This window comes from Dysgonomonas sp. GY617 (genome assembly GCF_015233815.1).
GTDB lineage: Bacteria > Bacteroidota > Bacteroidia > Bacteroidales > Dysgonomonadaceae > Dysgonomonas_A.
In genome coordinates this window covers 278,822-292,985 of sequence record NZ_JADCLR010000021.1, presented here as the reverse complement: position 1 = coordinate 292,985, position 14,164 = coordinate 278,822, and the positions used below count along the sequence as shown (strand labels likewise).

Annotated in this window: 15 protein-coding genes and 1 other RNA gene; 12 read left to right on the top strand and 4 right to left on the bottom strand. The window is 34.4% G+C overall.

Annotated features, from left to right (window positions below; translation table 11 throughout):
• Positions 1 to 26: 26 nt before the first annotated feature.
• Genes IR022_RS11175 through IR022_RS11160 form a run of 4 tightly spaced genes read left to right on the top strand, consistent with a single transcriptional unit; the run spans position 27 to position 3,993 of the window.
• The gene (locus IR022_RS11175; RefSeq protein WP_194203740.1) at positions 27 to 1,133 is read left to right on the top strand and encodes a glycosyltransferase; all 1,107 of its coding nucleotides are present in this window, start codon (positions 27 to 29) and stop codon (positions 1,131 to 1,133) included.
• A gap of 4 nt (positions 1,134 to 1,137) precedes the next feature.
• Positions 1,138 to 2,220 (top strand): glycosyltransferase family 4 protein, encoded by a 1,083-nt coding sequence (locus IR022_RS11170; RefSeq protein WP_194203739.1) that lies wholly within the window; start codon positions 1,138 to 1,140, stop codon positions 2,218 to 2,220.
• A gap of 24 nt (positions 2,221 to 2,244) precedes the next feature.
• The gene (locus tag IR022_RS11165; RefSeq protein ID WP_194203738.1) at positions 2,245 to 3,081 is read left to right on the top strand and encodes a glycosyltransferase; all 837 of its coding nucleotides are present in this window, start codon (positions 2,245 to 2,247) and stop codon (positions 3,079 to 3,081) included.
• Between the two features lie 51 nt (positions 3,082 to 3,132).
• Positions 3,133 to 3,993 (top strand): NAD(P)-dependent oxidoreductase, encoded by an 861-nt coding sequence (locus IR022_RS11160; RefSeq protein WP_194203737.1) that lies wholly within the window; start codon positions 3,133 to 3,135, stop codon positions 3,991 to 3,993.
• A gap of 56 nt (positions 3,994 to 4,049) precedes the next feature.
• Here IR022_RS11160 and IR022_RS11155 read toward each other — a convergent pair whose 3' ends face one another.
• The 3 genes from IR022_RS11155 to rnpB form a co-directional block, all read right to left on the bottom strand.
• Positions 4,050 to 4,757, bottom strand: coding sequence for a type 1 glutamine amidotransferase (locus tag IR022_RS11155; protein ID WP_194203736.1), 708 nt, complete (start codon positions 4,755 to 4,757; stop codon positions 4,050 to 4,052).
• An 81-nt stretch (positions 4,758 to 4,838) separates the two neighbouring features.
• Positions 4,839 to 6,155, bottom strand: a complete 1,317-nt coding sequence (locus IR022_RS11150) for a YihY/virulence factor BrkB family protein (RefSeq protein WP_050709821.1) — start codon at positions 6,153 to 6,155, stop codon at positions 4,839 to 4,841.
• A gap of 186 nt (positions 6,156 to 6,341) precedes the next feature.
• Positions 6,342 to 6,709: RNase P RNA component class A (gene rnpB, locus IR022_RS11145), an RNA gene on the bottom strand.
• Between the two features lie 133 nt (positions 6,710 to 6,842).
• Here rnpB and IR022_RS11140 point away from each other — a divergent pair.
• The 5 genes from IR022_RS11140 (at position 6,843) to IR022_RS11120 (ending at position 10,709) form a co-directional block, all read left to right on the top strand.
• The gene (locus tag IR022_RS11140) at positions 6,843 to 7,163 is read left to right on the top strand and encodes a hypothetical protein (RefSeq protein WP_050709822.1); all 321 of its coding nucleotides are present in this window, start codon (positions 6,843 to 6,845) and stop codon (positions 7,161 to 7,163) included.
• A 16-nt stretch (positions 7,164 to 7,179) separates the two neighbouring features.
• Entirely contained in the window at positions 7,180 to 8,412 is a 1,233-nt protein-coding gene (locus IR022_RS11135; protein ID WP_050709823.1) for a nucleoside recognition domain-containing protein, read from the top strand.
• A 72-nt stretch (positions 8,413 to 8,484) separates the two neighbouring features.
• Positions 8,485 to 8,910 carry an rRNA maturation RNase YbeY gene (ybeY, locus tag IR022_RS11130; RefSeq protein WP_194203735.1) on the top strand — a complete coding sequence of 142 codons (426 nt, stop codon included), beginning with the start codon at positions 8,485 to 8,487 and terminating at the stop codon, positions 8,908 to 8,910.
• A gap of 9 nt (positions 8,911 to 8,919) precedes the next feature.
• Complete coding sequence (locus tag IR022_RS11125; protein WP_194203734.1) at positions 8,920 to 9,756, top strand: alpha/beta hydrolase; 837 nt, start codon at positions 8,920 to 8,922, stop codon at positions 9,754 to 9,756.
• Between the two features lie 98 nt (positions 9,757 to 9,854).
• Complete coding sequence (locus tag IR022_RS11120) at positions 9,855 to 10,709, top strand: alpha/beta hydrolase (protein WP_194203733.1); 855 nt, start codon at positions 9,855 to 9,857, stop codon at positions 10,707 to 10,709.
• A gap of 37 nt (positions 10,710 to 10,746) precedes the next feature.
• On the opposite strand, the gene IR022_RS20185 is transcribed toward IR022_RS11120, so the two are convergent.
• Complete coding sequence (locus IR022_RS20185; RefSeq protein ID WP_050709827.1) at positions 10,747 to 11,268, bottom strand: methylated-DNA--[protein]-cysteine S-methyltransferase; 522 nt, start codon at positions 11,266 to 11,268, stop codon at positions 10,747 to 10,749.
• A 350-nt stretch (positions 11,269 to 11,618) separates the two neighbouring features.
• Here IR022_RS20185 and IR022_RS11110 point away from each other — a divergent pair, with 350 nt between their 5' ends.
• The 3 genes from IR022_RS11110 (at position 11,619) to IR022_RS11100 (ending at position 14,158) form a co-directional block, all read left to right on the top strand.
• On the top strand, positions 11,619 to 12,383 hold the full coding sequence (locus IR022_RS11110; protein WP_050709828.1) for a ParA family protein: 765 nt from the start codon (positions 11,619 to 11,621) through the stop codon (positions 12,381 to 12,383).
• A gap of 38 nt (positions 12,384 to 12,421) precedes the next feature.
• The gene (locus tag IR022_RS11105) at positions 12,422 to 13,330 is read left to right on the top strand and encodes a ParB/RepB/Spo0J family partition protein (protein ID WP_050709829.1); all 909 of its coding nucleotides are present in this window, start codon (positions 12,422 to 12,424) and stop codon (positions 13,328 to 13,330) included.
• A 117-nt stretch (positions 13,331 to 13,447) separates the two neighbouring features.
• Positions 13,448 to 14,158: a DUF5683 domain-containing protein gene (locus tag IR022_RS11100; RefSeq protein WP_050709830.1), complete on the top strand. Its 711-nt coding sequence runs from the start codon at positions 13,448 to 13,450 to the stop codon at positions 14,156 to 14,158.
• Positions 14,159 to 14,164: the final 6 nt, after the last annotated feature.

The following is a 14,164-nucleotide window of genomic DNA, read 5'->3' as shown; positions in this document are numbered from 1 at the left end:
TTTTTAGATTTTAAAATGTATATTTTATGACGAAAATTTTATTTGTTTCTACAAACTTATCATCATCTTTTCATGGAGGATGGCAATGTTCAAATAGAAATCTAGAGTCTGTTAGAACAATTTTTGGGGCAGATAATGTTGATGTGGAATTGCTGGAACCTTTTTCACATAATCATCGTCCTATTTTTAGTTCTATTTTAATGATGTTAAGTAGTTTTTTTAGGTTAATACTTACATTTCGGATGAATGGTTCTAATTTAGGGATTGAAAATAAAATTATTACACGAATAGCTCAAAATAAATACAAATTTGTATTTGTAGATTCCTCCTTGAATGGATTGCTTGTTAAAAAAATCAGGAAAAGAACTGAAAGTCGCATTGTTTCATTCTTTCATAATTGTGAGTATGCATTTATTAAATCCCTTGTAAATTCAGGCGATATAAAATCTGTTCTAAGATTATTACCCTGTTATCTTAATGAGAAATTTTCAGTAAAGTATGCTCATAAGGTTATTGCTTTAAATACTAGAGACAAATCTCTTATTGAAGAATTGTATAAAGTTAATAAAACTGTGGATATTATTCCTATTTCATTATTTGATAGAGTTTCAGATGAGTCCTCTCTTGTCTCAAATAAACTACCTTCTAAGCTTAGTGTTCTTTTTGTTGGTAGTAATTTTTATGCTAATACTCAAGGTATTTTATGGTTTATAAATGAGGTTTTTCCATTTGTGGATATAGATTTAAAAATTGTGGGGAAAGATATGGATAAGCTAATAATCCCTCATCAAGATAATATCTTAGTTTATGGGACTGTTCCTTCTGTGGAACAGTTTTACATTGATGCCGATTTAGTTGTTGCTCCTGTTTTTGCTGGGGGAGGAATGAAGGTAAAGATAGCAGAGGCTCTTATGTATGGTAAAGTTATAATTGCATCTGAAGAAGCTCTTCAAGGTTATCAACTCGTAGATTCAATGGTAGAGTGTAAAACTTCAAAAGATTTTATAGAGGCTTTTGCTAAATTTGATTTATCTGGTTATAATGTAGAATCTAGAAATCTATTTAAGAAAACGTATTCTTTTGAAGCTACGTTATTAGAATTTAAAAAAATATTTATTTTGGAAAATAATTGAAAATATGAAAATTGTATTTGTGGTTCCTTCGATGAAAACAGGAGGAGGTAATAGAGTTTTCTTTGAAATAGCTAATAAGTTATCCGAAAATTTGGATGTAGAGGTTATTTATCCGAATAACTCATTGGACAAAAACACCTTTGAGATAAATAGAAATATAAACTTAATTTCTGTAGGTAAGTTAGCTATATCTAAATTTAGTAAATTGAAGAATTTACTAAATGTAATTAGATATTTAAATAAGAAACATAAAAATGACATTGTAGTAGTTTCAGATCCTATATTTTCTCTTTTTTCATGTCTTTTAAGAATGAAAAGGCTTTATCGATTTGTTCAGGCCGATGATTATCGAATATTTGATGATGGTGCAGTTTTGGGAATGGGTATTTTACTTCAATTTTATAAGAAGCTTTGTTTATATTCATATAATTATAAAACAAATTTTGTTTTTAATTCTCATTTTGTTTATAACCAGTATTGCGTTGATTCAAAACGAACTGATGTTGTATATAATGTTGTTCATCCTGCGATTAATCATGGTGTTTTTAAACCTTTAGTCAAAGAAAGAGAACACCAAAAACAGCTGCAAATTTGTTTAGTTGCACGTAAGCATCCTTCAAAAGGACTTCAGACATTTCTTAATGTATGGAATGTTCTTCCTTTTGAAATAACCCAAAAGATTGCTAATGTGGTATTAATCAGCCATGATGACTTATCTAACTTTGATACATTAGGAATGAGAATAGTGCAGCCTTCTTCGGATATAGACATCGCACAAATGTACTGCCAATCTGATATTTTTATTTCCACTTCCTGGAGAGAAGGATTTGGTTTACCTGCTCTTGAAGCTATGGCGTGTGGTTGTGCGTGTATAATTAGCGATGCAGGAGGTGTCAATGAGTATGCACTTCCTGAGGAAAATTGCTTAATGTTTACTCCAAAGGACGAAGAGATGTTGAAGCAACAGCTTATTCGCTTAGTTACTGATGATAATCTTAGAGATAGGTTAACCAAAGAAGCAGTAAAAAAGAGTTTTTTATTTGATTGGAGCCTTTCAGCAAAACAACTTATAAAGATTGTTAACTAACATAATAAATTGTAATTGAAAAATATGATAACATCTTCTATTGTAATTTATAGCACTAAAAAAGATATTGAAAAAGAAGAAGAGTTGGCCAAGGTTGTGAAATGTACCTCGTCTAGTATAATTGAAAAAATTTACATCGTTGACAATTCTCCGACGACAGCATTAAAAGAATTTGTAGAAAGTTTATCTTGTAAAATAATCTATATTTTTAATAATGCTAATTTGGGTTATGGAACTGCACACAATATTGCTATTCGAAAATCTTTAGAAGAGGGATTCAAATATCATATTGTTTTAAACCCTGATATCTATTTCGAAGATAGAGTTATTGAGATCTTGAAAGTATATATGGATCAAAATCAGAGCGTGGGTGCGATTATGCCTCAAGTAAAATATCCAGATGGAGAGACTCAATATCTTTGTAAATTGTTACCATCCCCATGGGATTTGTTTGGACGACGATTTATTCCTTTTAAAGGAATTGTTGAAAAAAGGAATCATCGATATGAATTAAGAGAATCTGGATATAATCAAATTCTGAATGTGCCTTGTCTCTCTGGCTGTTTTATGTTTCTTAGAATTCAAATCTTAGAAAATACGGGACTTTTCGATGAAAATTTTTTCATGTATTGTGAAGATTTTGATTTTTATCGTCGGATACATAAAAAATATAAAACGATTTTTTATCCAGAAGTAACGATAATACATGCTCATAAAAAAGAGTCTTATAAGAATAATGCTCTATTAAGAATGCATATAAAATCAGCAATTCATTATTTTAATAAATGGGGTTGGTTTTTTGATAGAGATAGAAAGTTGATAAATAAAACAGTATTAGATAAGATTCATTCTCTAAAGTAAATCTATTTTCAGTTTAATTATTTAGCTTTATAATCCTAAAATAAATTTACCATGACCACACCAAAAATTACTTGGATAGGATTGGGACACATGGGAACCCCAATGGCAACGAATTTGCTAAAAGCAGGATTTGAAGTTGCTGTATATAATCGCTCAATTGATAAATTGAAACCTCTTACTGAGGTTGGAGCTAAGCCGTACAGTTCGTTAGATGAAGTTCGAGAAAATTCGAATGTTATTTTCACGATGTTATCTGATGATTTGGCTGTGTCGTCTGTGTATTCTGATTTATTGAAAGGTTCTGTTTCGGAGAAGCTTTTTATTAATATGAGTACTATCTCTTCGGAACTAACTAAGCGTTTATCCGTTGAAATAGAAGCTAAGGGAGGTTATTATCTAGAGGCTCCTGTTTCTGGTAGCGTGAAGCCGGCTATAGATGGAACTCTCATTATATTAGCTGCTGGCAGGGAACCTGATTATGAGTTCGCAACGACTTACTTTGAAAAATTAGGTAAGTTCTCTATATATCTGGGAGAAGTAGGACAGGGGGCAAAGGCTAAATTAGCGATTAATTACTATATGTCAGTAGTTATCGAAGGATTGGCTGAAACTGTTCTATTTGCAGAGAAGAATGGAATTGATAAAGAAACAATGATGTTTATTGTCAATGAGAGTGCATGTGGTAGTCCTATGTCGAAAATGAAGACTCCTTCGATTATACAGGATAATTATCCTGCTGCTTTTCCTCTTAAGCATATGGATAAAGATATTCGACTTGTGCAGGCTGAAGGCTTGAATACTGCAACCTCTGAGGCTATGAAGAATATATATGAAGAAGCGATGCAAGCAGAACTTGGAGATAATGATCTTATGGCTGTCCTGAGAGCCGTAAAAACGAAATACTTCAAGTAATGGGTTATACCCTTATCTGAAAAAGAGAGAGTCGCTCCTCGCGACTCTCTGCTTTTTTATTTTTTAGATAATTGGTCGAGGATATTTTCGAGTACATCGTTGCATTGTGAAATAAAGTAAGCATTATTTTTTATTTCTTGTGCTGATTGTATATACTTTCCATCTTGCAGTTCTGTCTCTCCATTTTTGATCATCTCATCTAATGATTCGGGTGTGACTTCTAAATGGAATTGTAAACCTAATACTTTGTCATTATATAGAAAGGCTTGGTTATTACATCCTTCGCTTGAAGCTAGTTTGAGACTGTCCTTAGGTAGGTTGAAAGTGTCTCCATGCCAATGGAATACTGAGAAATTGAGATTTTGGTTTTGGAAAATAGGAGTATTCTTTGCTTCATCTGTTAGTACGATAGAAAACCAGCCTATTTCTTTATCTTTATTTGATGTGACTTTTGCTCCTAATATATCAGCTATGAGTTGAGAACCTAGGCAAAATCCGATTACTATTTTATCTGATTCTATTACTTCTTTTATAAACTTCTTTTCAGGTACTAACCAAGGATAAATTTCTTCTTCGTAGATGTTCATCGGTCCTCCCATTATAATGAGCATATCAAAATCATGCTTATCAGGGAAGCTAGTTTCTTCGTAAAGATATGTATAGCTTAAGTGATGTTTGTGTTTTTTAGCCCATGATTCGATATGTCCGATTCCTTCGAAAGGAACATGAATTAAACAATGGATTCGTATGTTGCCTAATTTCATTTAAATTATTCTTGAAGTTCGTAATTATAACCTTAATCAATGACTATTATACTTGTAGAGTAGTAAACAAGATGTGTAACCTTATAGATCTTTTATCAGAGTATTCTTTTCTTTTTCATGTATGGTGTTTCGAATGTCATTAATAACATTCCATTCATCGATGAATTCTTCAGTAATGTCAATGTTGAAATCTTCTGAACCAAAGCTATCAACTTTATGGAATAGGTAACTGACCGATATTTTATTTATATCCAGTGCTGGGATATACGCCGGAACCATATCTTTTCCCGAAGGTGTTTCAACAATTACATTGAGATCAAGTAGTAAATAAATAATATCACTTGTAAGTCGAGTAGGTATTTTATATTTCTCTGATATTTCGTTTGCGGTATAAGGTTTTTCTCCTTCTTCGAAACGCTTTACAATGAGTGTCGAAATTAGTAAAATAATAAAATCTTTGTATCTTCGAGTAATATCTTTTGTTTCTTTTTCGAAATTAAATTTAGCAATGTTTTGATGAGCAAAGGATAACTCAACACCTACAAGTAAAATTAACCATGATATTTGCAGCCATAGCAATAGTAAGGGAAGCGCTGCAAAACTACCATAGATAGTATTGTATTTGGATATCCATATTTGCCCACTGATATATACTTGTTGAAAAATCTGGAAGCATATCCCTGCAACAATCCCTGCAAAAATGGCACTTCCTATTTTTACTTTTGTATTCGGAATATAGATGTAGATAAATGTAAATAGTAAAATGGTAAGAATAAATGGTAATATTTTAATAAAGGGATTTATAAATACACCAATAATATGAGTTTCGAGTGATGAATTTAAGACAATCGAGAAACCGGCATTGCAAACCAATAGTACAGGAGCAACGAGTAATAAGCCGGTGTAATCGGTAAATTGACGATAATAAGATCTTCCATTTTTTACTCCCCATGTTGAATTGAAGTTATCCTCAATATTAGAAATCAGATTTAAAGCAGTGTATAATAATAGAACCAGACCGACTCCCAGAAAGATTCCTCCCTGAGCATATTCCAGAGACTTGTCGATAAATCGCATTGCGGTAGAAAGAGCTTGTTCTTGTCCTTGGAAGTAGCTGAATAGTTCGCTTTGTAAGATGTTTTGGAATCCAAACCCTCTTGCGATAGCAAATAATACTGCAAGTAGTGGTACTATGGATAACAGTGTACTGTATGTGAGTGCCGATGCCCGAGTATTTATTAAAGACCAGTTGAGATTTCGATATGTGAGAACGAACGATTTAATAATATTATAGCATATAGCGCGTAATCGCCCTAATCCATTGGTATCTATTCTCCATATTCCTATAGAAAGAAAATGAAGAAGTCGTTCAATAAAGCTTTTTATCTTATCAATCATAATGTGAATTATTTTGAAGCAAAAATAGTACTTCTTTATGTAAAGACGTTTATGTATGTTGTTTTGTTCAACTAAACTTACCTAGTGATAGCAAAGAATAGAGCATATTTAATAAGGAGATAGAGTGAAAATAGAAGATATTTGTGTAGTCTTTAACTCTGATTTTGGAAAGTCGATAAAAAATAAAAATACAGCCGATCTGTAAGCCGGGTTCTGTACTTCGTATAAAACGAAGTGCTTGTCATTTGTCTACTCCCGCTGTCACCAACGGGCTCTAGCGACCTACCCCCCGACATCGGGCGAGCAGCCCTACATGCGTCGGTATACATGGTCTTGCAACTCATAAGTAGTACGGCTCTCGGTATTGCTATCGAGACCGGTGAGCTCTTACCTCACCTTTTCACCCTTACTCCGATAAATCGGAGCGGTTATTTTCTGTTACCTTACTCTGCTCTCACGAACAGCTTCCCGTTAGGAAGTATGATGCTCTGTGTTGCCCGGACTTTCCTCTTTCCATCTTTTGACGGATGGTCAGCGACAAACCGATCTGCTGTATTTCTGCTGCAAAGATACTATTTAGATCGCGAAAAATGTTTGAAATCAATAGGAATCATGATTCTATAATTGTAAGTGTCATTCAAAAAGTGTAATATTGTGAGGTTTTAGACTTCATTTATTGGAATTACAATGAAAAAAATCTTGTTGTTGCTATTTGTTTCGGTTTACTTGGTAGGCTGTTCTTCATACAAAGATGCTATGAATGCCAATTCTAATATAAAAAAAGTTGAATTGGGTATGACTAAGAACGATGTAATCCATAAAATGGGTAAATCTTACCATAGAATGGAGGTATATAGGGCTAGCAATGGAATAGATGTCGAGGTTTTAGGGTACCCTACTGTAGATGCTATTTATATGCTTCGTTTTGAGAATGGAGAGTTGGTAGAGTTTCATAAAAATCTTGTTCTTCCTAATGATAAACTCCTTAGAGAATCTTCGCTTGAGTAAAATAGTTAGCTAAATTATGGTTCTTAATTATATTTGGATTGCCTTCTTTGTTGTTGCCTTTATAGTAGCATTGAGCCGCCTTATCTTTTTGGGCGATTTTGAAACTTTTAATGCGACAGTTAATTCTACATTTGCTTCAGCCCGATCGGGTTTCGAAATTTCTATTGGTTTAACCGGAGTTCTTACCTTGTGGATGGGGCTTATGAAAATAGGAGAACAAGGTGGAGTAATTCAACTTTTTTCAAGAGCAATCAATCCTTTATTTAGCCGACTTTTCCCGGATATACCGAAGAATCATCCTGCGGGAGGTTCAATTTTACTTAATCTTTCTGCTAATATTCTTGGGCTTGATAATGCGGCTACTCCGGCTGGATTACAAGCGATGAAAGAGTTGCAGGAGATTAACCCTGATAAAAGTAAAGCTTCTAACCCCATGATGATGTTTCTGGTGATGAATGCATCGGGTTTAACTTTGATTCCTGTATCTGTAATGACTATTCGGGCACAAATGGGGGCAGCTAATCCAGCGGATGTATTTGTTCCGATTATGATTGCGACTTTTGTTTCAACAATGATTGGAGTATTAGCTGTTTGTATTAAGCAAAAGATAAATATTCTGGATAAAGTTATTCTAGGAACATTTGGCAGTGCTGCCATATTGATTGGTGGTGTAATTTGGGCATTTAGTAGTATGGGGCCCGAAAAAGCACAACAAATAGCCAGCGTGATTGCTAGTATAATACTATTTAGTGTCATCCTGTTTTTTATCTTAAGTGGAGTTCGTAAGAAAATTAATGTATATGATGCATTCATAGAGGGTGCTAAAGATGGATTCTCGACCGCTGTGCGTATCATTCCCTATTTGATTGCTATATTGGTAGCTGTAGGTATGTTTCGCGCCTCAGGGACGATGGATTTTATATTCGATGGATTGAAGTCTTTTGTTGTTTTTACAGGATTTGACAGCAGATGGGTAGACGCTATGCCTACTGCTCTTATGAAGCCATTGAGTGGAAGTGGAGCTAGAGGAATGATGGCAGAAACGATAACAGTCTTTGGTGTAGATTCGTTTGCCGGACGATTAGCTTCTATTTTTCAGGCATCTACCGATACTACTTTTTTTGTAGTGGCTGTGTACTATGGTAGTGTTGGTATAAAGAATAGCCGGTATACAGTACCTTATGCACTTCTTGCAGATTTAGTAGGTGTTGTTACTGCTATTTGGATAGCATATATATTTTTCTCCTAAGCTAAGGTCTCAGACCTTTTATTGTGTTGGTAAGTAAAGTAAAAGAATTAGATATCGTTATAAATATAGAATATGGCAATCATATATCAAAATGAAGATGTAAAAGCTCCTTTAATAAAAAAGAGAGAGGTTACTAAATGGATTAAAGATGTAGCTGCATCTTATGGAAAAAAAGTAGGAGATATTTCGTATATCTTTTGTTCGGATGAAAAAATCCTTGAAATAAATAAGGAATATCTTCAGCATGACTATTATACTGATATAATCTCCTTCGATTATACCGATGAAGATGTTATATCTGGTGATCTTTTTATAAGTTTAGATACTGTGAAAAGTAATTCGGAGCAATTCAATACTGATTATCTCGAAGAATTACACCGAATCATTATTCATGGGATACTTCATCTTTGTGGAATCAATGATAAAGGTCCAGGAGAAAGAGAGCATATGACTGAGTGTGAAAATAAAGCTCTTGAGCTACGTTTTAATGTGAAGTGATAGTAAGTAATGAAAAAGTTTATAGTCTTTATTTTAGTTGTATTCGTTTCTGTCTCTGTACATAGCCAAGATTCGCTTAAAGTGTGGCCTAATGGCGCACCTTCCGATAATGGATTAACCGATGAAGCGGAGTTATTTATATATTTACCTGAAAAAAAAGACAGCCTGAAAACACCAGCTGTCTTAATTTGCCCTGGTGGCGGATATACAGGTGTTAGTGCGGTATACGAGGGTCACGCTTTTGCTAAATGGCTGGCAACAAAAGGTGTTGCCGGTATAGTTCTGAAATACAGGTTGCCTAACGAGCACAAAGAAGTGCCTTTTGATGATGCTCTAGAAGCGATGAGCATTATTCGTTCCTATTCTGATAAATGGCATATAGATGCTAATAGAGTTGGGATTGCCGGCTTTTCGGCAGGTGGGCATTTAGCAGCCGTCTTTTCTAACTTAAATTCGAATCGTGACATAAATGTACGTCCTGATTTTGCAATTCTGTTTTATCCAGTGATTACGTTCGAAAAAGTAACAAAAGGAGGTACGCGTACCAATTTGTTGGGAAAAACACCTTCTGCTAATGAGATTTATTCCTTCTCGGCTGATAGGTTGGTTACTAAGAATACACCTCCTACTATTATTTTTGTAAGCGATAACGATAGTTCAGTACCATCTACTCATAGTGTAATGTATTATGATGCGTTGAAAGAGAATGATGTTCCTGCTGCTCTATACGTGTTTCCAGAAGGAGAACACGGGTGGGGTATGATTAAGTTATTTAAATATTATGATGAATCATTATCTTTGTTGAAAATGTGGTTGAATACGACAGTGTTGACAAGCCATAATTGAGTATATACGTTTTGAAAGTATTCTCCTATTTTGTATTATTCCGATTTTACCATGATTTTAGAAACATGTAGGTTGGTGACCTTAAATATATTATAATTATGAAAAACCTATTTTTAATACTATTTTTCCTTTTATCATCTATTGGTATGAATGCACAAACAGTCGTTAAACTTTGGGAAACAACTCCTCCAACCAGTAATGGATTATCTGAGACAGAGTTAAATGAAGACGGACGAATTTCGAATGTTTCGGTTCCCGAATTAACTGTCTATTTACCCGATTCTACCGTAAATAGAGGGATTGCAGTTATTATTTGTCCCGGTGGAGGATATACCAGATTAGCAATTGATCATGAAGGGTACGATTTTGCCAAATGGTTGCAGTCGCAAGGTATTGCTGGTATTGTTTTAAAATATCGCATGCCTAATAAAGTGAAGCAAGTGCCTTTGGAAGATTTCAATCAAGCCATTACTTATGTTCGATCAAAAGCTCCACAGTGGAAAATATCGAATGATAAGATTGGTATTGCCGGCTTTTCAGCAGGAGGTCATTTGGCATCAACAGCCTCTACTCATTTTTCTTCAAAAGAGTTGCGTCCAGACTTTTCGATCTTGTTTTATCCGGTAATTACCATGGGAGATTTTACTCACGAAGGTTCGCGTAATAATTTGTTAGGAGATACCCCAACAGCATCGGAGACAATGTATTATTCGAACGAAAGACAAGTAAATGAATTTACACCACCTGCAATATTATTGTTGAGTGATGATGATAAAGCGGTTCCACCGAAGAATTCGGTAGCCTATTATACTGCTTTAAAAGAAAATAAAATACCGGCAACTATGTATATTTTCCCTTCAGGAGGTCACGGCTGGGGTATGAGAAATGATTTTGAATATCACAATGAAATGCTTTCCCTTCTTAGTTTGTGGTTGAGGACGCTGTCTTTGTAAAGCGCGATAGGAATTAAGATAAATGTAAAGGGTATTGCTAGAAAAGAGTATTTTCGGTGATGCCTTTTTCCATATTTAATAGCCATCTTTTTTTCTCTAATCCTCCGGCGTAGCCTGTTAGTTTTCCATTGGATCCGATAACCCGATGACATGGTACTATTATAGCTATTTTATTCATACCATTTGCATTAGCAACCGCTCGTATACTTAAAGGGTTTCCCATTGCTTCGGATTGTTGAAGGTAACTGACTGTTTTCCCATAGGGAATTGTCAAAAGAGCTTGCCATACTTTTTTCTGAAACTCTGTTCCAATAAGATCAAGAGGTACTGTAAATTGGTTCAATTCTCTTTTAAAATATGCTGATAATTCTTTCTTTAGAAGGTCAAAATGGATGTTGTCTTCTTCAACAATGATGTTATTCAGTTCCTTTTCTGTTTTTTGAAACTGACCTTCAATATTTTTTCTATTATTAAACTCCAAAAGGCAGATACCCTTATCAGTCGCACATGCAATCATTTCTCCCAGAGGGGTTTCAATATGAGTTTTGCTAATATTCATTTTTTGCGATCTTAATTACTAATCAGATAAAGGTATTTAATTCTAATAAAAATACGTTCTTAAATTCGTAAAAATACCCTTGGAATTACAAAATTTAAACTTTGTAGGTTTTATAATATACTGAAATCAATTTAAAAATAAGCAGAGATGTGCTTGTTAAACGTTTTAGCATTATTCTTTTAAATCGATTTTTTATATCTAATATTCAATATTATAGATGGTTGTAGATGTTATTAACAGAAAAGGCAAGTTATCAACAATTCTTTTACTGTTTAATGTCACAATCTAAGTACTGCTATTATTTATTTGTTTCTTTGTAGCTTAAATAAAAGAAATTATAACTAACGAACATGGGTAAAATAATTGCTCTGGCAAATCAAAAAGGAGGAGTTGGAAAAACTACTACCACAATAAACCTTGCTGCTTCCTTAGCTGCATTGGAAAAGAAAGTATTGGTTGTGGATGCCGATCCACAGGCAAATGCTTCTTCAGGCTTAGGACTCGATATTAAACATATAAAAAATACTATTTACGAATGTCTGATAGGAGAGGCTACTGCCGATCAGGCTATTGTGCCAACGGCTTACGAGCGTTTGGATATAATCCCATCACATATTAATTTAGTAGGAGCAGAGCTCGAAATGCTGAATATCGAAAATCGTGAAAAACGTTTGGCTGCTGTTCTTCAAGCCAAGAAAGCAGATTATGATTATATCTTAATTGACTGTTCTCCATCTTTGGGACTGATTACAGTAAATTCTCTTACAGCTGCCGATTCGGTTATTATACCCGTTCAGTGTGAGTATTTTGCTTTAGAGGGAATCAGTAAATTGCTGAACACCATTAAGATCATAAAATCGAAACTAAATCCTTCATTGGAGATCGAAGGATTCTTGCTAACTATGTATGATGCGCGTCTTCGTTTGGCAAACCAAATTTACGAAGAGGTAAAAAAGCATTTCCAAGAATTGGTATTTACAACTGTAATTCAACGAAATGTAAAGCTTAGCGAATCTCAAAGTTTTGCCCAGCCTGTTCTGGCTTATGATGCCGCATCTCGTGGAACGGTAAACCATATGCAGCTTGCAAAAGAGCTTATCGAAAAAAATTCTTAACTTTGCTATTTAACCGCAAACAAAATAAGTAATTATTTATGGCAAAAAGACCTGCTTTAGGAAGAGGGCTAGATGCTCTTATTATGATGGACGATTTAAGGACTGAAGGATCTTCGTCCATAAATGAGGTTCCATTATCTAAGATTCAACCCAATCCTGATCAACCCCGACGTGTTTTTGATGAGGAAGCCTTGCATGAACTGGCTGTATCTATCAAGCAACTAGGAGTCATCCAGCCGATTACCTTGCGTAAAATAGATGATGAAAATTATCAGATTATTGCAGGTGAGCGTAGGTATAGAGCGTCTATGATTGCTCAGCAAAAATCAATACCTGCTTATATTAAGACAGCGGATGATGAAAACGTCATGGAAATGGCGTTGATCGAAAATATACAAAGAGAAGATCTCAATTCTATTGAGATTGCTCTGGCTTACCAGAATTTGATTGAAACATATAATCTTACTCAAGAGCAACTGAGCGAAAGAATCGGAAAGAAAAGAACTACTATTGCAAATTATTTACGATTGTTGAAGCTTCCTGCCGGTATTCAGATGGCTATCAGAGACAAGAGAATAGATATGGCGCATGCTCGTACTTTAGTGACCATTGAAGATCCGGCGGTACAACTCGAAGTTTATGAGTTGATCATGACTGAAGATCTTTCGGTTCGAAAAGTCGAGGAATATGTAAGAGCTATCAATAAGGGAGATACTCTTGAAGAAATTATTCAAGAGAAAGAAGTGGTTAATTTGGCTAAAAAAGGCAATATAAATCAAGCTACACCCGAAGAATTTGATATTCTTAAAAAGCACTTATCGAAATTCTTTGAAGCTAAAGTTCAGCTTTCATGTAATGATAAGGGTAAAGGAAAAATAACAATTGCTTTCAGTTCTGATGAAGAATTAGAGAGAATTATTACTAAATTTGACCAAATAAAAAAATAAATTATACATTTATCCGTATAAGTAAAAGGTCGTAGTTGATGTCGTACTTAAAAGTTATAACTATCTAGTTATTATACTTACCAAAGCAATAAATAGGTCTGAGACCTTAGAATTTATATGGTAAAGAGATTTTTTGTAAGTATTGTAGCTGTTTATTCCTTGGCATTTCCTATGCTAGGGCAAACCAATGATAGTATACAAGTACAGAGTGTCACTATGAATTCTCAGAATATAACCAAGAGTGATACTGTTGCTTGGGTGAATGATAAAATGTTAAATGATAAGGCGGCAGACCGAATTATAAAAAGTACTGCTCCTTTTAAGCCCGATCCGAATAAAGCTGTTTTGTATTCGGCTATTTTCCCCGGATTAGGTCAAATTTATAATAGAAAATATTGGAAATTACCTCTCGTTTACGGAGGTTTTTTAGGTCTTACATATGCAATTACCTGGAATGGTCGTCAATACAGTGATTATACAGGTGCATATAAGGCGATAATGCGAGAAGATCCGAGAAGTGCAGAAAATATAGCTATTTGGGGACCTTTTGTTCGAAGAGGATTAGATCCTGCAACGCTGAGTGATTCTGAAATCGTATCATGGCAAAATCGTTTTAAACGCCAAAGAGATAGTTATAGAAGATACCGTGATTTAAGTATTATTGGAGCGGTTGCTTTATATGGATTGTGTATGATAGATGCGTATGTTGATGCACATCTATTTGATTTTGATATTTCTCCCGATTTGTCTTTGAGGGTAGAACCTCAAGTGCAAAATGATCCTTTTTCCCAAAGAAGTTTTGGGGTTCAATGTAGTTTTAAATTTTAGGTCATC

What these genes read in the sequence shown, in the direction of transcription:
- IR022_RS11175 (WP_194203740.1), top strand. Translation starts at nt 27, where the DNA reads ATGACGAAAATTTTATTTGTTTCTACAAACTTATCATCATCTTTTCAT.
- IR022_RS11170 (WP_194203739.1), top strand. Translation starts at nt 1,138, where the DNA reads ATGAAAATTGTATTTGTGGTTCCTTCGATGAAAACAGGAGGAGGTAAT.
- IR022_RS11165 (WP_194203738.1), top strand. Translation starts at nt 2,245, where the DNA reads ATGATAACATCTTCTATTGTAATTTATAGCACTAAAAAAGATATTGAA.
- IR022_RS11160 (WP_194203737.1), top strand. Translation starts at nt 3,133, where the DNA reads ATGACCACACCAAAAATTACTTGGATAGGATTGGGACACATGGGAACC.
- IR022_RS11155 (WP_194203736.1), bottom strand. Translation starts at nt 4,757, where the DNA reads ATGAAATTAGGCAACATACGAATCCATTGTTTAATTCATGTTCCTTTC.
- IR022_RS11150 (WP_050709821.1), bottom strand. Translation starts at nt 6,155, where the DNA reads ATGATTGATAAGATAAAAAGCTTTATTGAACGACTTCTTCATTTTCTT.
- IR022_RS11140 (WP_050709822.1), top strand. Translation starts at nt 6,843, where the DNA reads ATGAAAAAAATCTTGTTGTTGCTATTTGTTTCGGTTTACTTGGTAGGC.
- IR022_RS11135 (WP_050709823.1), top strand. Translation starts at nt 7,180, where the DNA reads ATGGTTCTTAATTATATTTGGATTGCCTTCTTTGTTGTTGCCTTTATA.
- ybeY (WP_194203735.1), top strand. Translation starts at nt 8,485, where the DNA reads ATGGCAATCATATATCAAAATGAAGATGTAAAAGCTCCTTTAATAAAA.
- IR022_RS11125 (WP_194203734.1), top strand. Translation starts at nt 8,920, where the DNA reads ATGAAAAAGTTTATAGTCTTTATTTTAGTTGTATTCGTTTCTGTCTCT.
- IR022_RS11120 (WP_194203733.1), top strand. Translation starts at nt 9,855, where the DNA reads ATGAAAAACCTATTTTTAATACTATTTTTCCTTTTATCATCTATTGGT.
- IR022_RS20185 (WP_050709827.1), bottom strand. Translation starts at nt 11,268, where the DNA reads ATGAATATTAGCAAAACTCATATTGAAACCCCTCTGGGAGAAATGATT.
- IR022_RS11110 (WP_050709828.1), top strand. Translation starts at nt 11,619, where the DNA reads ATGGGTAAAATAATTGCTCTGGCAAATCAAAAAGGAGGAGTTGGAAAA.
- IR022_RS11105 (WP_050709829.1), top strand. Translation starts at nt 12,422, where the DNA reads ATGGCAAAAAGACCTGCTTTAGGAAGAGGGCTAGATGCTCTTATTATG.
- IR022_RS11100 (WP_050709830.1), top strand. Translation starts at nt 13,448, where the DNA reads ATGGTAAAGAGATTTTTTGTAAGTATTGTAGCTGTTTATTCCTTGGCA.